The organism is Streptomyces avidinii, assembly GCF_014650695.1.
In the GTDB taxonomy this organism is placed as follows: domain Bacteria; phylum Actinomycetota; class Actinomycetes; order Streptomycetales; family Streptomycetaceae; genus Streptomyces; species Streptomyces avidinii.
This window is the reverse complement of record NZ_BMVL01000003.1, coordinates 1-20964: the sequence shown is the minus strand read 5'-3', so window position 1 is coordinate 20964 and position 20964 is coordinate 1. Positions and strand designations below refer to the sequence as shown.

21 protein-coding genes and 1 pseudogene are annotated in these 20964 nt (G+C 73.9%); 4 read left to right on the top strand and 18 right to left on the bottom strand.

Going from position 1 to position 20964, the window contains the following annotated elements; translation table 11 throughout:
- Positions 1-47 precede the first annotated feature (47 nt).
- The 8 genes from IE257_RS08295 to IE257_RS08260 form a co-directional block, all read right to left on the bottom strand.
- Positions 48-722, bottom strand: coding sequence for a response regulator (locus IE257_RS08295; RefSeq protein WP_189966309.1), 675 nt, complete (start codon positions 720-722; stop codon positions 48-50).
- Complete coding sequence (locus IE257_RS08290) at positions 710-1894, bottom strand: sensor histidine kinase (protein ID WP_189966307.1); 1185 nt, start codon at positions 1892-1894, stop codon at positions 710-712. Before IE257_RS08290 ends, IE257_RS08295 begins: the two co-directional genes overlap by 13 nt.
- A 203-nt stretch (positions 1895-2097) precedes the next feature.
- Complete coding sequence (locus tag IE257_RS08285; protein ID WP_189966305.1) at positions 2098-2757, bottom strand: alpha/beta fold hydrolase; 660 nt, start codon at positions 2755-2757, stop codon at positions 2098-2100.
- Entirely contained in the window at positions 2754-3569 is an 816-nt protein-coding gene (locus tag IE257_RS08280) for a DUF1295 domain-containing protein (protein ID WP_189966303.1), read from the bottom strand. Before IE257_RS08280 ends, IE257_RS08285 begins: the two co-directional genes overlap by 4 nt.
- Complete coding sequence (locus tag IE257_RS08275; RefSeq protein WP_229920211.1) at positions 3566-4861, bottom strand: SAM-dependent methyltransferase; 1296 nt, start codon at positions 4859-4861, stop codon at positions 3566-3568. The genes IE257_RS08280 and IE257_RS08275 overlap by 4 nt, the downstream gene beginning before the upstream one ends.
- Positions 4858-5619 carry a DUF1365 domain-containing protein gene (locus IE257_RS08270; RefSeq protein ID WP_229920210.1) on the bottom strand — a complete coding sequence of 254 codons (762 nt, stop codon included), beginning with the start codon at positions 5617-5619 and terminating at the stop codon, positions 4858-4860. The genes IE257_RS08275 and IE257_RS08270 overlap by 4 nt, the downstream gene beginning before the upstream one ends.
- Positions 5616-6872, bottom strand: a complete 1257-nt coding sequence (locus IE257_RS08265; protein ID WP_189966302.1) for an NAD(P)/FAD-dependent oxidoreductase — start codon at positions 6870-6872, stop codon at positions 5616-5618. Before IE257_RS08265 ends, IE257_RS08270 begins: the two co-directional genes overlap by 4 nt.
- A 5-nt stretch (positions 6873-6877) precedes the next feature.
- The gene (locus tag IE257_RS08260) at positions 6878-7561 is read right to left on the bottom strand and encodes a sigma-70 family RNA polymerase sigma factor (protein WP_189966300.1); all 684 of its coding nucleotides are present in this window, start codon (positions 7559-7561) and stop codon (positions 6878-6880) included.
- Between the two features lie 98 nt (positions 7562-7659).
- On the opposite strand from IE257_RS08260, the gene IE257_RS08255 reads away from it, so the two are divergent.
- Positions 7660-8685, top strand: coding sequence for a MerR family transcriptional regulator (locus IE257_RS08255; protein ID WP_189966297.1), 1026 nt, complete (start codon positions 7660-7662; stop codon positions 8683-8685).
- Here the strand turns inward: IE257_RS08255 and IE257_RS08250 are convergent.
- The 4 genes from IE257_RS08250 to IE257_RS08235 all read right to left on the bottom strand — a co-directional run bounded on the left by IE257_RS08250 (position 8673) and on the right by IE257_RS08235 (position 13403).
- The gene (locus IE257_RS08250) at positions 8673-9608 is read right to left on the bottom strand and encodes an alpha/beta fold hydrolase (RefSeq protein ID WP_189966295.1); all 936 of its coding nucleotides are present in this window, start codon (positions 9606-9608) and stop codon (positions 8673-8675) included. The genes IE257_RS08255 and IE257_RS08250 overlap by 13 nt on opposite strands.
- Before the next feature lie 45 nt (positions 9609-9653).
- Positions 9654-11033 (bottom strand): cryptochrome/photolyase family protein, encoded by a 1380-nt coding sequence (locus tag IE257_RS08245; protein WP_189966293.1) that lies wholly within the window; start codon positions 11031-11033, stop codon positions 9654-9656.
- Between the two features lie 76 nt (positions 11034-11109).
- A complete protein-coding gene (locus tag IE257_RS08240; protein WP_189966291.1) occupies positions 11110-12654 on the bottom strand; it encodes an SDR family oxidoreductase in 1545 nt (514 codons plus the stop codon).
- Between the two features lie 110 nt (positions 12655-12764).
- A complete protein-coding gene (locus tag IE257_RS08235; protein ID WP_189966289.1) occupies positions 12765-13403 on the bottom strand; it encodes a fasciclin domain-containing protein in 639 nt (212 codons plus the stop codon).
- A gap of 222 nt (positions 13404-13625) precedes the next feature.
- Between IE257_RS08235 and IE257_RS08230 the strand changes: the two genes are divergently transcribed.
- Positions 13626-14210, top strand: coding sequence for a sigma-70 family RNA polymerase sigma factor (locus IE257_RS08230; RefSeq protein ID WP_268251387.1), 585 nt, complete (start codon positions 13626-13628; stop codon positions 14208-14210).
- Positions 14207-14965: an anti-sigma factor gene (locus IE257_RS08225; RefSeq protein WP_189966286.1), complete on the top strand. Its 759-nt coding sequence runs from the start codon at positions 14207-14209 to the stop codon at positions 14963-14965. Before IE257_RS08230 ends, IE257_RS08225 begins: the two co-directional genes overlap by 4 nt.
- A 45-nt stretch (positions 14966-15010) precedes the next feature.
- Here the strand turns inward: IE257_RS08225 and IE257_RS08220 are convergent, their stop codons facing one another.
- Entirely contained in the window at positions 15011-16012 is a 1002-nt protein-coding gene (locus IE257_RS08220) for a GlxA family transcriptional regulator (protein ID WP_189966284.1), read from the bottom strand.
- 192 nt (positions 16013-16204) lie between these two features.
- Here IE257_RS08220 and IE257_RS08215 point away from each other — a divergent pair, with 192 nt between their 5' ends.
- Positions 16205-16795 (top strand): isochorismatase family protein, encoded by a 591-nt coding sequence (locus tag IE257_RS08215; protein WP_189966282.1) that lies wholly within the window; start codon positions 16205-16207, stop codon positions 16793-16795.
- A 53-nt stretch (positions 16796-16848) separates the two neighbouring features.
- Here the strand turns inward: IE257_RS08215 and IE257_RS08210 are convergent.
- The 5 genes and pseudogenes from IE257_RS08210 to IE257_RS08190 form a co-directional block, all read right to left on the bottom strand.
- Positions 16849-17205 (bottom strand): annotated as a pseudogene (locus tag IE257_RS08210) (phosphotransferase); the annotation flags it as partial.
- 358 nt (positions 17206-17563) lie between these two features.
- Positions 17564-18310 carry a tyrosine-protein phosphatase gene (locus IE257_RS08205; RefSeq protein ID WP_189966280.1) on the bottom strand — a complete coding sequence of 249 codons (747 nt, stop codon included), beginning with the start codon at positions 18308-18310 and terminating at the stop codon, positions 17564-17566.
- Between the two features lie 102 nt (positions 18311-18412).
- Positions 18413-19378 carry an LLM class flavin-dependent oxidoreductase gene (locus IE257_RS08200; RefSeq protein ID WP_189966279.1) on the bottom strand — a complete coding sequence of 322 codons (966 nt, stop codon included), beginning with the start codon at positions 19376-19378 and terminating at the stop codon, positions 18413-18415.
- Positions 19379-19391: 13 nt separating this feature from the next.
- Positions 19392-19913, bottom strand: coding sequence for a hypothetical protein (locus IE257_RS08195; RefSeq protein WP_189966278.1), 522 nt, complete (start codon positions 19911-19913; stop codon positions 19392-19394).
- Complete coding sequence (locus IE257_RS08190) at positions 19910-20773, bottom strand: alpha/beta hydrolase fold domain-containing protein (protein ID WP_189966276.1); 864 nt, start codon at positions 20771-20773, stop codon at positions 19910-19912. Before IE257_RS08190 ends, IE257_RS08195 begins: the two co-directional genes overlap by 4 nt.
- Positions 20774-20964: the final 191 nt, after the last annotated feature.

The following is a 20964-nucleotide window of genomic DNA, read 5'->3' as shown; positions in this document are numbered from 1 at the left end:
TGCGCGTGCCCCTTGTAGCCGTCCGTTTGGGGGGCTTGTGCGGGGGGTCAGCCCGCGTCGAGACTGTCCTCCCGTACTCGCCTGGCCAGATCGAGCTTGGTGTGGGTGGGGCGGCCCGCCTGCTGGTACTTGGCCTTGACCCGGTCCAGGTAGTCCTTGGCGGTGTGGACCGTGATGCCGGCGCGCCGGGCGGCGGACTTCAGGGTGAGTCCGGAGGCGTAGTCGAGCAGGATCTGCCGTTCCCGGGGCGAGAGCCGGGGGCGGGCGGGGCTGTCGTCGTGGGCGCAGGCGAAGGCGAGCTCCGTGGAGAGGGCACCGCGGCCCGATGCCAGGTCCTTGATGGCGGCGACCAGGGTCGGCAGGTCGTGGTCCTTGGTCAGGTAGCCGTCGGCGCCGGCCCGGACGGCCTCGATGATCCGGGAGCGGTCCGGCACGGTGCTGATCATCAGGACGCGGCTCCCGGTGCGCAGCAGGCGGCGGATGTTGTCGGTGGGGGCGGAGCCGTCGCGCAGGACGAGGTCGAGGAGGACGATGTCGGGAGGGGCGTACCCGGCCCGGCCGAAGCCGTAGGGGAGTTGGGCTTCCGGTGCGCCGAGGAGTTCCCCGACGGTGGCCGCGGTCGCCACCAGCCGCAGTTCCGGCACGCCGGCCAGCCAGGTCCGCAGTCCGTCGAGGAGCATCCGGTCGTCGTCGACCACCGAGACGGTGATCACCCGGGCCATCTCAGCTCCACCCGTACGCCCTCGCCGGGAGCGGTGTCCACGGTCGCCCGGCCTCCCACCTCCGCCATCCGGCCGTGGACCGAGCCGCGCAGGCCGAGGCCGGGCACGCACCGCTCGGGGTCGAAGCCGGGCCCCCGGTCGACCACGGTGACGAGGGCGCCGCCGCGTGCGTCCGGGTCCCTGGTGGCGGTGAGGTAGGCGTGTCCGGTGCCCGCGTGGCGCCGTACGTTGTTCAGGGCCTCGCGTACGGCGTCGCCGAGCGCGGCGGCGACCTCGGGCGGCACCTGCGGCAGGTCGTGGTACTGGGCGGTGACGCGCAGTTGGAGGCTCTCGACGGAGCCGACCGCGTCCTCCAGGGCCGCGCCGATCTCCCGGTGGTGGACCTCTGCGGCGGTCTGCTGGATCAGTCTGCGCAGGTACGCGGCTTCGCGCGCGCAGCGCCGGCGCACCTCGGGGGCGTTGGCGTCGACGGCCCCCGACGCCAGGGTGGTCAGGGTGGCGAGGACGGTGTCGTGCAGCGCGCGGTGGTGTTCCAGCCGCTCGGCGTAGCGCGCCTTGTGGGCCTCGGCGGCGACGGCGCGGGCGTTGGCCTCGTCGAGGAGGCGGCCCTGGCGGAGCAGGTACCACCGGAACAGCCAGGTCATCACGGCGGAGGAGACGATGGAGTTGAGATGGCCGAGAATCACGGCGGGGCTCGCGCCGACCGCCTGGTAGCCGATGAAGTGCGTGACCAGGAGCAGGGCGATGACGGTGAGGGCGTGGAGTCGTTCGAGGGAGATGGCGGCGACGGCGCTCGCCGACCCTCCGAGCAGCATGGCCCAGGCGATCGCGGGCGGTTCGCGCACGCCGCCCCAGGCGCAGAGGGCCAGGGGAAGCACGCAGCCGATGACCAGGGCGTCCGCCCAGATGTGCCGCCGGTCGAACCAGCCGCGCCGCAGGGCGGTGCCGTAGGTCAGTGCGCTCAGCCCCAGGGCCACCGCGAATCCCGCGTATTGGAGGGGGAGTTCCGAGCGGCGTTGGGCGACGGCGAGGGCGCCCACCGTCAGATGGCTCGCCCGGTACAGCAGGGTGGCCACGACCATGAAGGACTGGGCGCGTTGCAGGCCCGATCCGACCCCGCTCGTCCCCCGTAGTGCCCGTATGCGCCGTACCGGTAAGGACAGCAACGCCAAGACCACACCTTCCCGCACCGTTTTGCCCGTGACATCTGCCATTTTGCCCTAGCAGGTGCACGTCAAATAGGCGCGTATCGGCCTGGTCGCGGCTTGGCCGACGTAGCACCACAGGTCGGCCGGAAAGGTGTCGGTGTCCTGCCGCGGCCGTCGCCGCCCGGGAGGCGACCGCGACGCCGGACCGCGACGCAGCCGTCGGGCGGTCAGTCCCGCGTGACCAGGCCGGTGACGAGTGCCGCGGTGCGCCGGTGCCAGGCGCCCGCGCCCCGGAGCATCGCGTGGCCGCCCGTGGGCATCGGGATGGCGGTGGCGTCGGCGCCCGCGAGCCGGGAGCGGCGGACGAACTCCCAGGATCCGGCGGCCGAGGTGACCCGGTCCTGCTCGTCGTGCAGCAGGTAGAGCCTGCGGCCCGCGAGGTGGCCCACCGGCTCGTCCGGCGGACACCAGGGGGCCAGTGCCACCACGCCGTGGACGAGGGGTGCGCCAGCGGCACGCAGCGCGGCCCGGCCGCCCATCGAGTGGCCGACGAGGACCACCGGCACGTCCCCGGCGATCCCGCGCAGCCGGTCGAGCGCGGCCTCCGCGTCGCGCGCCGCGTCGCAGCGGGGGCCGTTCCACCCGCGATGGCGGTAGCGCACCTCGGCCACCAGGACGCCGCGTCCTCGGGTGGCGCGGGCGACGGCGGCCGCGAAGGGACGCATCCGCAGTGCGGGCAGGTTCAGCCGGGGAGGCGGCTCCGGCCCGTCCTCGCGGCCCCCGTGCAGCAGCAGGACCGCGGCGGTGGGTATCTCCGGGGCCGTACGGACCACCAGCTCCGGGCCCTCGCCGGCTCTCGCCGCGCCGCGCTCCGTGCCGGCCGTCACCGCGCCTCCCCGGGCGTACGGCGCGGTGGGCGCGGGAAGAACCCGCTGGTGCGGGCCGCGTAGGCGGCGTACCCGGGACGGTCCGCCATGTGGGCCTCCAACAGTCTCTTGCCGCTGCCCCAGATCAGCAGCGCGCTCATCACCAGCGGTGAGACCAGCGTGAGTGCCGCAGTCTGCCAGGTGGCGCAGGCCAGCAGGTACAGACCCCACCAGACGAGGAAGTCACCGAAGTAGTTGGGGTGCCGCGTCCAGCTCCACAGACCGCGGTCCATGATCGTGCCCCGGTGCTCGGGGCGTTCCCTGAAGCGGGCGAGCTGGAGGTCGCCGACCGCCTCGAAGAGCAGTCCGGTGGCCCACAGCAGCAGGCCCGCCGCGGCGAGCGGCCCGAGCGGCACGGACACGTACGAGGCGACCTGCACAGGCAGGGAGACGAGCCAGACCAACGCGCCCTGGAGGAGGTAGACCTTGCGCAGGGCGTAGAGCCGGGGGCTGCCGGGCGCCCGGGCGAGCATGCGGGCGTAGCGCGGGTCCTCGCCGTGGCCCCGGCCGCGGGCGGCGATGTGGAGGGCGAGGCGCAGCCCCCACACGACCGTCGCGGCGGCGACCGCGAGCCGCCGGCCGTCGTCGCCGTACCCCGCCGAGAGCAGCCAGCTGGTGAGCGCCACCGCGGCGAAGGCGACGCCCCAGGCGATGTCGACGATCCGGTGCAGGCCCCGGACCGCGGCGACGGCGAAGGTGACCAGCATGACGGCGAGCGCGGCGCCGGCCGCGACGGCCAGGTTGAGGGACAGCGCACTCCCGTCGAGGGTCATCGGGGCTCCCGCGGCTCGTGGTCGGCGGTGAGCAGCAGTTGGCGTACGTCCAGGTAGTGCGAGCGGAATCCGGCCTCGGAGTAGCCGAGGTAGAGCTCCCACATGCGCCGGAAGGTGCGGTCGAAGCCGAGGGACTCGACCGAGTCGGACCGGCGGTCGAACTCCTCGCGCCACAGCCGCAGCGTTTCCGCGTAGTGGTCGCCGAAGCCGGTGTCCGACTCGGTGCGCAGTCCGGCGGCGGCGCTCTCGCGGGCGATCGCCTCGCGGGAGGGGATGAGCCCGCCGGGGAAGACGTACTTGCTGATCCAGGTGTGGGTGCGGGCGGTAAGGAGCATCCGCTCGTGCGGCATGGTGATGGCCTGGAGGGCGATGCGGCCACCGGGTGCGAGGAGCCGGCGCAGCGCGGCGAAGTAGACGGACCAGTACTCGGCGCCGACCGCTTCGATCATCTCCACGCTGACGACGGCGTCGAAGGAGCCCTCGACCTGCCGGTAGTCGCGCAGTTCGACGGTGACGCGGTCGCCGAGGCCGGCCGCCGCGATGCGCTCCCGGGCCAGGTCGCGCTGCTCGGCGGAGAGCGTGACGGTCAGCACCCGGGCGCCCCGGGAGGCGGCCCGGATCGCCAGCTCGCCCCAGCCGGTGCCGATCTCCAGCAGCCGGGTGCCCGGTCCGACGTCCGCGAGGTCGAGGAGCCGGTCGATCTTGCGGTGCTGGGCGGCGGTGAAGGTCGCCGGCGAGGCGGGGAAGGCGGCGAAGACCGCCGAGGAGTAGCTCATGCTCCGGTCCAGGAAGAGCGTGAAGAGCTCGTTGGACAGATCGTAGTGGCGGTGGATGTTCTCGCGGGCGCCCTCGGGGGTGTTGCGCTGCTGCTCGGGTCGCCTGTGCACCCACGCGTCGCGCAGCCGGCGCAGCGGCGCCGGTACCAGGTCGTCGACGTGGGCGGCGAGTACGGTCAGGGCGCCGACCAGGTCGTCGCTGTCCCATTCCCCGGCCATGTACGACTCCCCGAAGCCGATCAGGCCGTCCGCGCCGATGCGGCGGTGGAAGGACTCGGGGTCGTGGAGGATCAGGGTGGGCAGCGCTCCGGCCTGCCGGGGCACCCCGTGCACGGGCCGCTCCCCGCTCCCGTGCCGTACCCGCAGCGGGAGCCGGGCCAGCGCGCGGCCGATGATCCGCTCGGCGACGGCGGTACGCAGCGCCGAGGCGCGGGGCGGCCGGGCCACGTCGGGCCAGCGGGCCGGGTCGACGGGTGCGAGCAGGTCCTCGCGGGCCGGGGGGGACGAGACGGTCACAGGGTGCCTTCCTGCGGGGGGTGGAGGGGACGGGGGCGGACCGGGAGTCCGCGGAGGTAGAGGCGGACGCCGTGGAACCGGATGCCCGCGGAGACCCGGGCGGTGGACCAGGGGTGACGCAGGGCGGCGCCGAGCAGGGCGCGGGCGGCGGCCGGACGGTGGCGGCCCCGTACGGTCGCGGTGAAGGGGCGGGTCCCGTCGTCGAGGCACAGCTGCACGGTCAGGTCGAGGCGGTCGCCGGGGACGGGCAGCCGCATCCGGTAGAAGCCCTCGACCGCGAAGAAGGGCGAGACGTAGAAGTCCTTGGGGACGTCCGCCAGTCCGTCGGTGCCGGGGCGCAGCAGGTAGCAGTGGCGCTCTCCGTAGGTGTTGTGGACCTCGGCGACGACACAGACCGGGGTACCGGCGCGGTCGTGGCACCAGTAGAGGGTCAGCGGGTTGAAGACGTGCCCGAGAACCCGGGCGTGGGCGAGCATCAGGACCCGTCCGTCCGCGTTCTCCACGCCGTGGGCGGACAGCTGGGCCTGCAGGCCCGCGCGCAGGGTGGGTGCCCGGCCTCCGAAGTGGTCGCGGGGGTCGAACCGGGCCAGCGGGCGCAGCGCCCGGGGTATGCGCGGAGGGTCGTCGATGTCGATGAGCCACAGGTAGGTGCGCTGGCGGAAGGCGTGGCGGACCGGCGAGGTGCGGGCGTGGGCCACCGTGCACTCGTACAGGGCCGGTACACGGGGCAGGGCCGGCCCCGCGGGGGTGTCGTTCACCAGTGCACCCCCAGGGCCTCGGCGGCGGCGACGCCGGAGCGGCAGCCGTCCTCGTGGAAGCCCCAGCCGTGGTAGGCGCCGGCGAAGGCGGTCACGGACGTGTTGAGCCGGGGCAGTTCCTGCTGCGCGGCGACGGACCGCGGTGTGTAGACGGGGTGTTCGTACACCATGCGGGCGATCACGTCGAAGGGGTCGACGCGGCCGCGGGCGTTGAGGGTGACGATGTGCGGCTCGGCGGTCGGCAGCCGCTGGAGCCGGTTCATGTCGTAGCTGACCTGGACGCTCTCGGGCCGGGACGAGCAGGACGGGAGCCAGTAGTTCCACGAGGCGCGGGCGTGCGGTGAGCGCGGCAGCAGCGAGGCGTCGCGGTGCAGCACGGTGGGGTTGCGGGAGTAGGTGAACGATCCGAGGATCCGGACCTCGTCCTCGGTCGGATCGGCCAGCAGTCGCAGTGCCTGGTCGGGGTGGACGGCGATGACCACGGCCGCGTACGGGGTCGAGTCGCCGTCGGGGGTGAGCACGCGCGCGTGGTCGGCGGCGCGCGTGACGGCACGGACCGGGGTGCCGGTGCGGACGGAGGTGAGGTTCTTGGCCACCCGGGCCACGTAGCTCGCCGAACCGCCCGTGACGGTACGCCACGTGGGGGACCCCTTGACGGTCAGCAGCCCGTGGTGGGCTAGGAAGCGGAAGAGGTAGCGGGCGGGGTACTGGAGGGCCGTGTCCGGGGCGCAGGACCACACGGCCGCGACGAGCGGGATGGCGAAGTGGCCGACGAAGTACGGGGAGAAGCGGTGCCGGTCGAGGAACTCCCCCAGGGTCTGCCCGTCGTCCTCGGAGTCGAGCAGGCGCCGGGCGGCGCGGTGGAAGCGCGGCACGTCGGCCAGCATGCGCAGGTGGCGGCCGCGCAGCAGGTTGCCGCCGCCGATCAGGCCGGCCGCGCCGCGGGCGCCCGCGTACTCCAGTCCGCAGCCGTCGCACCGGACGGACATGCTCATCTCGGATTCCTGGGTGGTGACGCCGAGTTCGCGGAAGAGCCGCAGCAGGTGCGGGTAGGTGCGCTCGTTGTGCACGATGAACCCGCTGTCCACGTGGACGGTGCCCGCGTCCCCGGTGGGCAGTTCATGGGTGTGGGCGTGGCCGCCCAGGCGGTCGTCCGCCTCGTACAGCACCACGTCGTAAGCGCGTTGCAGCACATGGGCGGCCGTCAGTCCCGCCACTCCCCCGCCCACCACAGCGATTCTCTGCCGGTCCACGTCGCTCAACCCCTCGCGCTCGGCTGCCCCGCACGGCCGGTGCCGGGCGTTTCACGGGTACTTCGGTGCCGGACGGCCCGCGGATGGGAATCTTGTTCGCCGGCCGTCCCGCCGCCGAGGCAGTGGCGCATCCGGTGCAGTCCCCGGCGGGCGTGGCTCTTGACCGTGCCGAGCGGCAGGCCGGTGCGCTCGGCGATCTGGGCCTGGGTGAGGTCCGCGTAGAAGGCCATGGCCAGGACCTCCCGCTGTGCGCGGGGCAGTTTCGCCAGCTCGCCGGTGACGAGCAGCCGGTCCAAGACGGTTTCGGGGCCGGCCGACGGCTCGCCGGCGGGAGGCAGGGCGGCGCCGGCCGCGGCAACCAGGTCGAGCCGCCGAGTCCGGGCCGTGAGCGCGTCGGCGATCTTCCGCCGGGTGATTCCGACCAGCCAGCCGGGGAAGGGGCCGCGCTCCGGCCGGTATCCGGCGCGACCCACCCAGGCGGCCAGGAAGACCTGCTGGCGGATGTCCTCGGCCTCCCGGGAGTCGCCGAGGGTGCGGGCCGCCAGGGTGTGGACGAGCCCGCCCCACCGGCGGTAGGCGGCGCTCAGGCACCGTTCGTCGCCGCGGACGAAACCCTCGGCCAGCTCGCGGTCGGGCAGCTGCTCCCCGGCCGCGGGCGACGGCCGGACGGTGACGCTCTGTGCGGTCATGACCACTGCTCCTCGGGGCGGGACCGGTACGCGTCCAGATTCCGGCCCGCCCGTGCATCGATTCCACTCGCGTCGGTTGTGCGTCGCATGATGGATCCATGGACGAGTCCGCAGAGCAGCCCGCCGAAGCCGTGCACGGCATCACCACCGGGGCCGTCGCCCGCAGGCTGGGGGTCGCTCCCACGACCCTGCGCTCCTGGGACCGGCGGTACGGGATCGGGCCGGCCGCCCGCGAGGACGGCAGGCACCGGCGGTGGACCCCCGGGGACATCGCCGTCCTGCAGGAGATGTGCCGGCTGACCTCATCGGGGGTCCCGCCCGCGGAGGCGGCGCGCGCCGCCCGCGCCGGATCAGGGCCCGCGGCGCCCACGGCGCCGGTCGCGCCGGTCGTCCCCACCGCGCCGGCCCGTCAGCCGGGTTCGGGCAACGGCCTGCCGTTCGGAGATGTGCGCCAGGAGTGCCGGGGGCTGGGCCGGGCGGCCGTCCGCCTCGACTCGCCCACCATGGACGAGATGCTGGGCTCCCTGATCAGCGAGTACGGCCTGGTCACCACCTGGGAGGAGGTGATGGTGCCGACCCTGCACGCCGTGGGGCGCAAGTGGGAGACCTCGGGCGACCAGTACGTCGAGGTGGAGCACCTGCTGTCCTGGCACGTCTCGACCGCGCTGCGCCGTGTGGGCATCGGGGCGGGGTCCGCGTCCCGGGCGAACGCCCCCGCGATCCTGCTCGCATGCGTTCCCGGCGAGCAGCACACGCTCCCGCTGGAGGCACTCGCCGCGGGGCTCGCCGAACTGGGCCTGCCCGCCCGGATGTTCGGCGCTGCCGTGCCGCCCGAGGCGCTCGTCCAGGCCGTACGCCGGACCGGCCCGTCGGCGGTCGTGCTGTGGGCCCAGGCCCGCTCCACCGCGCACCACGCACTGGCCCGGCACATCGCGGACACCGCCTGGGGGGTCAAGGGCGCGCGGGCCCGCACCACGGTCCTGCTGGCGGGACCCGGCTGGGCGGGACCCGCACCCGCCCCGGGCATGCTGCGCCCCGGCGGCCTCCGGGAAGCCCTCGCCCTGCTTCGCGGGCTGTGCGAGAGCGCCGCGGCGGCAGCGGGAGCGCCCGCTCAGCGCTCCTGACCGGCGCGGGACCGCTCGACCACGTCGCGCACGGCGTCCACGACGCGCCGCGGCTGTTCGACGGCGATGCCGTGGCCGCTGTCGGTGTCGGTGACGTGCCGGGCGTGCAGGTCCTCGGCCAGGCGCTGCTGGGCGGCCAGCCAGGCCGGCCAGGTCGATCGGCCGCCCAGCCCGAGATCCCACGGGTGGTCGGAGGTGAGCACGACGGCGGGCAGGCCGGCCGGCAGGGCCGGGGCGGCGCGGACCTCCCGCACCGCGGCGGGGTAGTCCGGCGCTTCGAGGCCCTGCCCCTGGTCCATGGCCCGGATCCGGTCCGTCCACGCCGACCACTGGGCGGGGGTGAGGGTCTCCTTGAGGAACGGTGAGGCGCCGTCCACGGTCACGATCCCGGCGGTCAGCGCCGGTTCGGTCCGCGCGAACAGCGAGGCGATCATCGCCCCCCAGGAGGCGCCGACCAGCACGTACGGCGGGCGCTCACCGGCGGCGGCGAGCACCGCCCGCAGGTCCTCGGCGCCCGCGGTGGCCGTGGTCGGTCGGTGGACCGGTGTCGAGCGGTTCGGCCTGCCGTCGAGGCGGGTCGTGCCGGGGCGGTCGTAGGCGCACACCCGGGTGGACCGGGCGAGCGTCGTCAGCACCGCCGACGGGTCCGGCTTCAGGCCGGCCCCGGGACGTGCGGCGTCCGCGACGTGCGTCCACTCGTCCGACGCACCGCCGGTCCCGGACACGAGCACGACCGTGGGGGACCCCGACCCGCGGCAGTCCAGCAGCACGCGGCGACCGCCGCCGACGTCCACCAGGCGGCCGGAGTCGCCGCCGTCCGAGGCCTCCGCCCGCCCCGCCCCCGCGAGCAGGGCGAGCGACACGGCGAGGGTGACGGCCGCGGCGGACACGCGACGGGCCCGGACCGGGCTTCTTGCGAACACTTGTCCAGTCTGGCACCCGGTGGTGACCGGCGACGGCGGATGGTGTCACGGCGCGTCCTTTCCGCGGGCCCGCCGGAAGCGGGCCAATCCCTCCGGGAGGCCGACCAGGGGGTCCGGATAGTCGTACCGGGCCCGTTCCAGGCCGGGCAGTTTCCACGGCTCGTGGACCGAGGGGCCCGGCAGTTCGGCGAGTTCGGGCACCCAGCGCCGTACGTACGCGCCGTCGGGGTCGTACCGTCTGCCCTGGATCACCGGGTTGAGCACCCGGTTGGGCCGGCTGTCCGTGCCGGTCCCGGCCACCCACTGCCAGTTGAGCTGGTTGTTGGCCACGTCGCCGTCGACCAGCAGGTCGAGGAAGTGGCGGGCTCCGGCGCGCCAGTCGATGTACAGCGTCTTGGTCAGGAAGGACGCGGCGAGCAGCCGGCCCCGGCCCGGCATCCAGCCCTCGTGGGCGAGTTGCCGCATGGCCGCGTCCACGACGGGATATCCGGTGCGGCCCTCTTTCCAGGCCAGCAGGTCCGCCTGGGCCGCCTTGCCGCGCCGCCACCGGTCGGAGCGGGGCCGGTAGTCCTCGACCGCGGCGCCGGGGCGGGCGGCGAGGAGCTGGTACTGGAAGTCGCGCCAGCACAGCTGCCGTACGAAGGCCTCGGCGCCGGCTCCGCCCCGCGACCGCGCCCGGTGCACCGCCTCGGCCGCCGAGACCGCGCCGAAGTGGATGTACGGGGAGAGCCGGGACGTGGCGTCGCCCGGTAGGTCGTCGTGCCCCTCCTCGTACCCGTCGGCGTCCTCCTTCAGCCAGTCCGCGAGCCGCTGCCGGCCCTCCCGCTCGCCGCCGGTGGCCAGGCCCTCGGAGACGGAGGCCACGGCTTTCCGCGAGGGGAGGGGATCGGAGCGGATCGCCCCGGGCACGCGGACCTCCCGCGGCGGGGCCAGCGGCTCGCGCAGCCGCTCCCCCGACCAGCGTCTGAAGTACGGAGTGAAGACGGCGAAGTGGTCGGATCCGCTCGGTGTCACGGCTCCGGCCGGCAGGGCGGTGACGACGGCGTCGTGGACGTACAGGCGCCGCCCGTCGGCCTCCAGCGCGCTGCGCAGCCGCTGCTCGCGGTGCAGGGCGAAGGCGCTGCAGCCGGCCGCCATGTGCACCTCGTCGGCGTCGGCCTCCCGTACGACGGCGCACACCTCGGCGACGGGGTCGCCCGAGCGCACCACGAGCCGGCCGCCGCGCTCGCGCAGCCCGGAGTCGAGACCGGCCAGGCAGTCCGCGAGGAAGGCGAGACGGTTGGGCGCCGCGAAGCCCGCGCGGTCCACGGCAGGGTCCCGGACGAAGAGCGGAACGGTCTCGTTGCCCGGGCCCAGCGCGGCGCGCAGCGGCGGATGGTCGTGGACGCGGAGGTCCGAGGTGAACAGGACGACCGAGACGTTCATGGTGCTGCTCCTGGCATCGGGCCACCGGACGGGCTCTCGATGCGCCGCGCGGTGGTCGCTGGGCTGGCCTTGCCCGTCATTCGGCGCGGACGGCCGCGGCGGATGCAGCCGGGCTGCGCTCGCCGTCCGCCTCCGCCGTGCGGGCGATCTTGCGGGCCATGCCGCCGAAGACCAGTGCGTGGAACGGGGAGACGCTCCACCAATAGAGGTGGCCGGACAGGCCGCGCGGGTGGAAGAGCGCCCGCTGCCGGTAGTGGGTGCGCCCCTCGTCGTCGCGCTCCGCGTACATCTCCAGCCAGGCGAGGCCGGGCAGCCGCATCTCGGCGCGGAGCCGGAGCAGCCGGCCGCGTTCGATCTCCTCGACCCGCCAGAAGTCGAGGGAGTCCCCGACCCGCAGGTGTGCGGCGTCCCGGCGGCCGCGGCGCAGTCCGACGCCCCCGACGAGCCGGTCGAGCCAGCCGCGGACGGCCCAGGCGAGCGGGAAGGAGTACCAGCCGTTCTCCCCGCCGATCCCCTCCACCACCCGCCACAGGGCCTGCGGCGAGGCTTCGACGGTCCGCTCGCGCACGTCGGAGTACAGGCTGCCGCCGGCCCAGTCGGGGTCGGTGGGCAGCGGGTCGCTCGGCGCGCCGGGTACGGAGGCCGAGGACCAGCGGGTGATGACCTGGGCGTCGCGGACCTTCTGGAGGGCGTAGGCGAGGGCCGTGTCGAAGGGGAGGGGGGTGCCGGGCGGGTCGGGCACCCAGGTGGCGATGTCGTGCTCGTCGCAGACGACCTCGTACTTGAGGGATTCCGCGAGGGGCCGGGCGATGGAGCGGGGCACCGGGGTGACCAGGCCCACCCAGTGGCTGGAGAGCCTCGGGGTGAGGACCGGCACGGGGAGGATGAGCCGTCGGGGCAGCCCGTCGACTTCGGCGTAGCGGCGCATCATGTCGAGGTAGGTGAGGACGTCGGGACCGCCGATGTCGAAGGCTCGGCTGACGGTGGCGGGCATGCGGGCGCTGCCGACCAGGTAGCGCAGTACGTCGCGGACGGCGATGGGCTGGATACGGGTGCGCACCCAGCTCGGGGTGACCATCACGGGCAGCCGCTCGGTCAGGTAGCGGAGCATCTCGAAGGAGGCCGAGCCGGAGCCGATGATCACGGCGGCGCGGAGCACGGTGGTGGGGACACCGGAGTCCAGGAGGATGCGCCCGACCTCGGCGCGGGAACGCAGATGCGGTGAGAGGTCCTGGTCGGGGACGCCGCGCGGGGTGAGCCCGCCCAGGTAGACGATGCGGCGGACGCCGGCGGCGTGGGCCTGCTCGGCGAAGTTCCGCGCGGCCTGCCGGTCGGTGCGCTCGAAGTCGCGGCCGGTACCCAGGGCGTGTACGAGGTAATAGGCGACGTCGACGTCCCGCAGGGCGGGGGCGAGCGAGGCGGCGTCGGTCACGTCGCCGCGGACGATCTCCGCCTGACCGGCCCAGGGGTGGTCGCGCAGCTTCTCCGGGGTGCGCGCGAGGCAGCGCACCCGGTGGCCCGCGGCAATGAGCTCGGGGACGAGCCGGCCGCCGATGTAGCCGGTGGCCCCGGTCACCAGGCAGCGCGTGCCGGGGGCCGAGGGTCCTTGTGCGTCCGTCATGGAGTCGCTCCGATCCGCCGTCACGGGTGTTTCCCCCGGAACACTTCCGGGGGCGCGGTCCGGCCGGATGCACGGACCGTCGCCCACGAGTCGATCGTGCGGGACCGTGGCTACTTCGGCATGAGGACCGCGTCGACGATGTAGACGGTGGCATTGGCGGTGGGAACGTTGCCGCAGACCACCTTGGAGGAGTTGTTGACCTTGTAGTCCGTGCCCGCTCCCGTGCTGGTGACCATGCCCTTCTGGAGGGTCTGGAAGGAACCGCTCCCCAGCTGGTCGGGGGTGAGCCGCTCGCCGACCACGTGGTACGTGAGGATCTTGGTCAGGGTCTCCTTGTCGGCCAGGACCTTGTCCAGGTCGGCCTTCGGGATCTTCGCGAAGGCGTCATTGGTCGGCGCGAACACGGTGATGTCCTGGGCGTTGTTCAACGTGTCCACCAGGCCGGCCTTCTTCACGGCCGCGACCAGGGTGGACAGCGCCGGGTTGTTCGAGGCGGCGGTGGCCACCGGGTCCTGGGCCATGCCGTCGAAGGAGCCCGCTCCGGTCTTGGGGACCGAGGCGCACGCCGGGCCGAACGGGCCGCCCGCGGCAGCCCCGGTGTCGCCGACCGGCCGGGGCGAGGAAACGGCATCGGGAGCGCCGGCCCCCTGCTTGCTCGTACTCTCCTCCGAACAGGCGGACAGTGCCAGTGGAAGCAGTACGGCGGCGGTCACGGCGAGGGTGGCACGACGGAAGGTGTGAATGCTCATGGTCTCTCCTGAGTCTGCGGGGCTCACCCTTTGGTGAAGCACGCCGTCTGTTCGGCGCCCGCCGCCGTCCGGATGGCCGGCTCACCCGAACGGATGTCGACTCGAACACGCCTCCGGGCCGCTGCCTGCGGCTGCCGAAAATCAATGTCCGCCGCGACCAATCCGGCCGGTCCGCGGCTCCGAATGAGCTGTGCAACCGAGAACTCCTGGAGGACCTCCCCGGTGAGAGAGAACGTGCGCATCGGTCGACACCCGTCGACCGCTCCTGACCTGCCGGAGCTGATGGGCCGGGTGGCCCGCGGTGATCAGCAGGCGTTCACGGCCGTCTTCGAGGCCGTGTCCGGCCCCGTCCTCGGCCTCGTACGCTCCGTGCTGCGCGACCCCGCCCAGTCGGAGGAGGTCGCCCAGGAAGTACTGGTCGAGCTCTGGCGGACCGCCGCCCGCTACCAGCCCTCGCGGGGCTCGGTGATGAACTGGGTCCTGACGCTCGCCCACCGGCGGGCCGTCGACCGGGTGCGCTCCGCGCAGGCGGCGTCCAACCGCGAGAAGCGGGCGGCCCTGCTGGAACACACCACGGCCTACGACGAGGTGGTGGAGCAGGTGGAGAGCCGGCTGGAGCGCGAACAGGTGCGGCGCTGTCTGGGCGGTCTCACCGAACTGCAGCGCCAGGCGATCACTCTGGCGTACTACCGCGGCCTGACCTACCGGGAGGTCGCGGAGTTGCTGGCCATGCCGTTGGGTACCGTCAAGACACGGCTGCGCGACGGCCTCATCCGGCTCCGTGACTGCCTGGGGGTGGGCGTGTGAACTCCGTGGATCTGCACACGTTGACGGGCGCGTACGTGCTCGACGCCCTGGAGCCGGCCGAACGGGCCGCCGTCGAGCGGCACCTCGCCGACTGTGCCTCCTGCGCGCAGGAGGTCCGGGAGCTCTCCGAGACCGTCACGCGCCTCGGCCTCGCCGTCGCCGCGCAGCCCGGCCCGGCGCTGCGGGACGAGGTGATGCGTCGGATCGGCACGGTCCGCCAGGAGGCGCCGACGACGGTACGGTCCGCCCGCGGCGGGCACGTACGGCCCCGCTGGCGGTGGGCGCCGAACTGGGCCCTGGCGGCCTGTTTCGCGGCGGCCGTGGCACTCGGCGGCGTCGCGGTGTCTCAGTACGAGCAGGCCCGGGAGGCCCGGGAGCAGGCGTTGCAGGCCCGTATCGCGAACGATGCGGTCGGCGCGGTCCTCGCGTCGGCCGACGCCCGGGTGTCCACCGCGCCCCTGCGGGGCGGCGCCGTGGGCACGGTGGTCGTCTCGCCCTCCCGCAACCAGGCCGTCTTCGCGGCCTCCGGCATGCCGGCGCCGCCCAGCGGGAAGGTGTACCAGCTCTGGTACAACGACGGCGGCGGCAGGATGCGTTCGGCGGGCCTGATGGACAGCGGCACCCCGGCGGCGGCCACCCTGATGCACGGGCCGGTCGACGCGGCGTCGGGGATGGGCATCACCGTCGAACCGGCCGGCGGCTCGCCGCGGCCGACCTCGACGCCGGTGGCGCTGCTGGCCTTCCCCACGGCCTGAGCCCGGCGAACCGTCAGGTCGCCGGGCCGTCGGGTCGTCAGGCCGTCAGGCCGTTCGGAGGGAGGTCGAACGGAAGCGGCTGCGGTACTCCGTCGGCGTCGTGTCGAGCTTGCGCCGGAAGGCGCGGACGAGGGTGTCGGTCGTGTTGAAGCCGCATACGGTGGCGACGCGTTCGAGTGTGTCGTCCGTGGACTCCAGCCGGTTGCGCGCCACTTCGACGCGGGCCGATTCGATGTAGGCGGCCGGGGTCATGCCCAGCTCCGTCTTGAAGATCCGGGTGAGCTGCCGTTCGCCGACATGGGCCTGCTCGGCCAGGTCGGCGACGGTCAGCTGCTCGGCGATGTTCCGCGTGATGTAGTGGCGCAGGTCCTCGATGCGCCGCGTGGTCGAGAGGGGTTCGAGCGGGACGCTGAACTGGCTCTGCCCGCTGGGTCGTTTCAGGTACATCACCAGCTGCCGGGCGACGCGCAGGGCGACGGCCTCGCCGAAGTCGTCGGCGACGAGGGCGAGCGAGAGGTCGAGGCACGCGCTGATGCCGGCGCCGGTCCACACCTCCTGGTCCCGGATGAAGATCGGATCCGCGTCGACCTCGATCGAGGGGTGCTCGTCTGCGAGTTGCTGCGCGGTCGACCAGTGGGTGGTGGCCCGCTTGCCGTCCAGCAGCCCTGCGTCCGCGAGGATGTGCGCGCCCACGCAGACGGACGTCACCCGCCGGGTCGTTGCGGCGAGGGTCCGCACCCGGTCGACCACGACGGGGTCGGCGAGGGCGCGGACGCGACCCCGCCCGTCGACCTCGACCGAGCCGGGCACCAGCAGGGTGTCGATGCTCCGCCCCGCCACTTCCCCGAAGGTGAGGTCGGGCAGGATCCGGACCCCGGCGGAGGTGGTGACGGGATCCATGGTCTCGGCGGCCAGGGCCACGCGGTAGCCCGTCGCGTCGCCCACCTCGCGCCGGAGCAGGGCGAACACCTCGGGCGGTCCGGTGACGTCCAGCAGGTCGACGCCGTCGAAGAGGACGACGACGACGAACCGTTCGACGGTGCTCACAGGGTCTCTCCGTTCGGTGGCGGCAGCGGCCGGGGCCGTGGCGGTGGCAGTGGCCGTCTCACGGCCCACCGTATGTCGGTTTCTGCGGGTTGGATGACATTGCCGACATGAAGGAGTGGGTCATAGCGTTCTGAACACGGCCGCCGCTCCGCGGCCGGCACCGCGACACGACACCCCCAGGAGGGCATTTCCATGTCCAGGACGACCTTGCGCGATCTGAGCGGCCTCGACGGGACCCCGGCCTCGCCGGCGGACGCCACGCTGATCCTCGTCGACTACCAGAACACCTACACCCGGGGCGTGATGGAGCTGACGGGATGGGAGCCCGCGCTCGACGCCGCCGCCGCGCTGCTGGCCCGGGCCCGCGAGGCGGGCGCGAAGGTCGTCCACGTGGTGAACGACGGCGGCGCGGGGACCCCGTACGACATCCGGGCCGAGATAGGCGCGATCCACCCCAGGGTGGCTCCCGCCCCGGGCGAGCCGGTGGTCGTCAAGACGGTCCCCAACGCGTTCGTCGACACCGACCTGGGGGAACACGTCGACGCCGCCGGCCACAAGGACGTCATCGTCGCCGGGTTCATGACCCACATGTGCGTCACCTTCACCGCGGAGGGCGCCTTCCTGCGGGGCAACCGGCCCACGGTCGTCGCGGACGCCTGCGCGACCCGGCCGCTGCGCACGGAGGTGGCCGACGTGTCCGCCGAGCAGCTCCACCACGGCGCGCTGGCGACGATCGCCGATCTCTACGGGGTGGTCGTCCCGTCCGTCTCCTCCCTCGGCTGACCCGCCCCGCCGTTCGGTCCCGCCGTTCGGTGCCGCCGTTCAGCGGGCCGTCGCGACGAGGCGGCGCAGTGCGGAGGAGCGCGGTCGGCGGGCGCACCCGGCACCCAGGTGGCGACGGTCCAGGGGCGCGGAAACCGTTCCGAGGGCTCACCGAGGCGCTGCGGTACGGGAACCGGTAACGGAGGGCCAGGGGCGAGCGCGGGCAGCCAGGCGTACTCCTTGCGCAGCAGGGCGTCCGCGGACCGCGTCGCCCAGGGCAGCCGGACGGCCAGGTCGTCGCCGAGCCGCCACAGTTGGTTGTCCCAGCCGCGCGCGCCGAGCCGCACGGGGCGGTCGGCCAGGTCGGGGTGCTGGTCGCGCAGCAGGTCCCGGACCAGCTCCGCGGTCATCCCGGTTTCGGTGTGGGTCATGCGGATCAACCGTAGTCGCCCGGGCGGGGCTTCGGGTTCGTGCGCCGTCACAGTGCCTCACCGAGCGGCAGCCGGTGGATACCCGGCACGCGTCGAGCTCCCCCGGCGTGAACCGGGACATGCCGACCACGTGCCAGAACTCACCGGCCACATCGCCCTCGTACTTGTACCCGCCGGCCGGTGTCAGCGCCGCCCAGCCGTCCGCCATCCCCATCAGCGTCCCGCGCAGGGCCGGCGGCTCCCCAGCACCCAGGCGACGAAGCGTTCCAGGCGTCCAACGTGCGCTGCCATGAACGCACCCCCCTCCCACCCGTGTTCCGATGGTAGGAGATGCGCCGGTGGCGCCACCAGAGCGACTTCACGTCGCGCGGCTGCCGTCGCCGGTCAGCAGGCGGGCGCGCAACCGCTCCACGGTCGACTCGGTGAGCCCGACCCGGTCCTTGAGGTAGCCCTCCACCGATCCGTACCGGGCCTCCAGATCCGTGAACACCAGCTCCATGACCACGGCGGGGGCGCGGCCGTAGCTCGGCCACTTCATGACCCGGCCCGGGTTGGCCGCCCGCCAGTCCGCGGCGAGCCGCTCGGTGGCCAGCTCGGTGAGCGCGAAGTCGGCCAGCACGTCGGCCCGTTCCACCCCGATCAGGGTCAGTACGAACGCCCCGATCAGCCCGGTCCGGTCCTTGCCCGAGGTGCAGTGGAAGACGACGGGCCCGGGCGCGTGCGCGATCGCCTCCAGCGCCTGCCGGATCTCCTCGACCCCGTCCTCGGTCACCTCGGCGAAGCGGTCCGCGAGGTAGCGCCAGGGGTCGAGGTCCGGGTCGATCTCGGCCTGGTCGTAGGGGCGGTGCTCGATGCTCAGGTTGACGTAGCGGAACCGCTCCGCCTCGGGCACCCGCCCCTTGGCCTCGATCTCCCACGGATACCGCAGGTCGATGACCGTCCCGATCCCCAGCCCCAGGAACCGCTCCCAGTCGGCGCCCCGCAGCTTGCCGAGCGAGTCGGCGCGGTAGACCGTCCCCCACCGAACGGTCCGCCCGTCGGCGGACCGGTAGCCGCCCAGGTCCCGGAAGTTGTGCAGCCGCTCGAACTCGACATGCCGCTTCATCGGCTCTCCCCCTCGTCATCGGACTCTTCAGCGACGACCATGCCCCACCCCGGCCGCCGAACTCCAGTCCGAACCGCCGAGGTCGGGGCGGAGGGGCGAGGGTTACGCGCTGCCCACCGTTGCGGGCTCCGGGTGGCGTGCCGGGAGGGCGAAGGCCTCGGCGAGGAGTTCGTACGAGCGTCGGCGGTCGGACGGGTCGCAGGTCAGGGTGTTGATGATCAGTTCGTCCACGCCGTGGCTCCCGGCCAGGGCCGTCAGCACCGCGGAGACCTGCTCCGGTGCCCCGGAGACGAGGGCCGTGCGGTGCACCTTGGCGCGCTCCAGCTCCGCGCCCGTCCAGCGGTGGCGGCGCGTGGTCTCGTACGACGGCAGCGGGCCGTCCTGGCCGAGGTCCTTGCGGGCGCGCCACAGCAGCATGCTCTGGGCCAGTTCCTCGGCGCGGCCGGCGCTGTCCGCGGTCACCACGCGGACGGCGAGCGCGCCGCCCGCCCGCCCGCCGGTGGCGGTACGGAACCGGGCGCGGTAGTCCTCGAACGCCTCCCGGCCGCCGACCGGGGAGAAGAAGTGCCCGAACGCGAACTCCGTGCCCAGCAGTCCGGCCAGCCGCGCCGATTCGCGACCCGCTCCCAGGAGCCACATCTGCGGCGGGACCGGTGCCTGCGGCACGACCCCGCCCTCGGCGAGCAGTGCGTGCAGTTCCGCGAGGCGCTGCGGGAAGTCGCGGGCGGGGCCGCCGGCCCGGCCGATCCCGAGGTCGACGCGCCCCGGGTGGAGGGAGGCCAGTACACCGAACACCTCGGCCACCTTCGCCGGGTCGTAGCGCGGCAGCAGCACGCCGCCGGTCCCGATCCGCATCCGCGAGGTGCGGGCGAGCAGCGCGCCCGCGAGGATCTCCGGCGCGCTGCTCGCGAAGCCCGGAGAGTCGTGGTGTTCGGCGACCCAGTAGCGGGTGTAGCCGAGGCCCTCCGCGACGCGGGCGAGGTCCACGGAAGCGCGCAGCGCCCGGTCCGGGGTGTGGTCCTCACCGACCGGGGTCTGGTCCAGTACGGACAGTCGCAGCTTGGTCATGACGGGCCGCCTTTCAGTGCTGGTGGGCGGGGAGACCGGTGGCGCCCGCCATGGTCGCGGGCACGATCCTGAAGTCGCGTTCGAAGACCAGGTTGTGGAGGTCCGCGGCGGCGATCGCGCGCAGGGTGGGCAGTTCGGCGGCGGCCTGTGCGTCGTCGAAGACGTTCAGGGGCCATTCGGAGACCGTCGCCCCGCGCAGGTGCGGGTGGTGGAAGGAGGCTCCGTAGTGCGCGTAGAGCGTGACGGGCGGGATGTCTGCGGCCGACTGCTCGTCCCACCACAGGGTCCAGGCGTGGAAGAGGCTTCCGTCGTCGGCGCGTTGTACCTCGCTGGCGTCGATCACGCCCTGCCCGAGGAGGAGTTCGTCATTGAGCTCGCCGAGCGCCTGGCGGGCGTACGGGTCCAGCAGGCGGGCGGCGGTACGGAAGTGCTCCTCCTTGTCGGGCCGGGAGACGGCGCCGCCGTGGATGCCGTCGCGCAGATCGGCGAAGTGGCGCAGCAGGGCGTCGAGGTGGGGGACGTCGGCGGTGGTCATGTCAGCTCCTTGAAGGGGGAACGAGGGAGGAAGGGGCGTAAGGCCCGGCCCAGCCAGCCGCGCATCGACACGGTCGGCTGCCCGCCCGGGCCGCCGCGGCCGGGGTGGAGGAACGCCCCGTGACCCGTCTGCCGGAACTCGCGCAGGGTGACCTCCACGCCGGCCGCCCGCAGCAGACGCCCGTAGTGGTGCACGTCGTCGCTGACGGGATCGAGGTCACCGGTGGCCAGGACGGCCGGTGCGAGTCCGCTCAGGTCGGCGGCTTCGAAGGGGGTGCTGTGGAGCCGCGTACCGTCCGCGGCGACCGGCCGGCCGGGAAGGCGGTAGTCCTGCCAGGCCGCCGCCAGGTAGGAGGCAGTGGGGAACAGGTCGGGGAAGCGGTGGTACGAGCCCGCCGCGCACTCGGGGTCCAGCGGCGGGTAGGCCAGGACCTGCGCGGCCAGCGGCACCCCGCGGTCGCGGCAGACGAGGGCGGCGCAGGCGGCGAGGGTGCCGCCGGCACTGTCCCCGCCGACGGCCAGGACGGGCCGGGCGGGCGCGGACCCGTCGTGGTGCTGCTCCGGCTCCTGCTGCCCGGCCCAGGCCAGGGCGGACAGGATGTCCTCGACCATGGCCGGGTGGCGCACGTCGGGGGCGAGCCGGTAGTCCACGCTCAGCACGCCGAAGCCGGAGCACTGGGCGAGTTCGGCGGTGGCGCCGTGCCAGTCCTGGGCGGATCCGGCGCGCCAGCTGCCGCCGTGGGCCCACACCAGCCAGCCCTGCGGTGACCCGGTGCCCGGCCGGTACGCGCGGGCGGGAAGGGGCCCGGACGCGGTGGGCACGGACACCTGCTCCCAGCTGACGACGGTGGGTGTGGCCATCGGGGTTCCTTTCCATCGGTAGCCGGCGCTCGCGCCGGGCCCGGGGCCAACGTTCGCGGCCGGGACACGGCTGTCACAAGGCGGAGTTGCCTTAGTGGAGACGCGCACTTCGTCAGCGGGACTGCTCGGTGCGGAGGAAGAGGGCGGTGGTGAGGGTGCCGACCACGACGATCGCGGTGTTCACGATGACC

Excerpts from the sequence above, each read along its gene's own strand:
- IE257_RS08295 (WP_189966309.1), bottom strand. The coding sequence starts at position 722 with ATGGCCCGGGTGATCACCGTCTCGGTGGTCGACGACGACCGGATGCTC.
- IE257_RS08280 (WP_189966303.1), bottom strand. The coding sequence starts at position 3,569 with ATGACCCTCGACGGGAGTGCGCTGTCCCTCAACCTGGCCGTCGCGGCC.
- IE257_RS08260 (WP_189966300.1), bottom strand. The coding sequence starts at position 7,561 with ATGACCGCACAGAGCGTCACCGTCCGGCCGTCGCCCGCGGCCGGGGAG.
- IE257_RS08255 (WP_189966297.1), top strand. The coding sequence starts at position 7,660 with ATGGACGAGTCCGCAGAGCAGCCCGCCGAAGCCGTGCACGGCATCACC.
- IE257_RS08245 (WP_189966293.1), bottom strand. The coding sequence starts at position 11,033 with ATGAACGTCTCGGTCGTCCTGTTCACCTCGGACCTCCGCGTCCACGAC.
- IE257_RS08240 (WP_189966291.1), bottom strand. The coding sequence starts at position 12,654 with ATGACGGACGCACAAGGACCCTCGGCCCCCGGCACGCGCTGCCTGGTG.
- IE257_RS08235 (WP_189966289.1), bottom strand. The coding sequence starts at position 13,403 with ATGAGCATTCACACCTTCCGTCGTGCCACCCTCGCCGTGACCGCCGCC.
- IE257_RS08215 (WP_189966282.1), top strand. The coding sequence starts at position 16,205 with ATGTCCAGGACGACCTTGCGCGATCTGAGCGGCCTCGACGGGACCCCG.
- IE257_RS08205 (WP_189966280.1), bottom strand. The coding sequence starts at position 18,310 with ATGAAGCGGCATGTCGAGTTCGAGCGGCTGCACAACTTCCGGGACCTG.
- IE257_RS08200 (WP_189966279.1), bottom strand. The coding sequence starts at position 19,378 with ATGACCAAGCTGCGACTGTCCGTACTGGACCAGACCCCGGTCGGTGAG.
- IE257_RS08195 (WP_189966278.1), bottom strand. The coding sequence starts at position 19,913 with ATGACCACCGCCGACGTCCCCCACCTCGACGCCCTGCTGCGCCACTTC.
- IE257_RS08190 (WP_189966276.1), bottom strand. The coding sequence starts at position 20,773 with ATGGCCACACCCACCGTCGTCAGCTGGGAGCAGGTGTCCGTGCCCACC.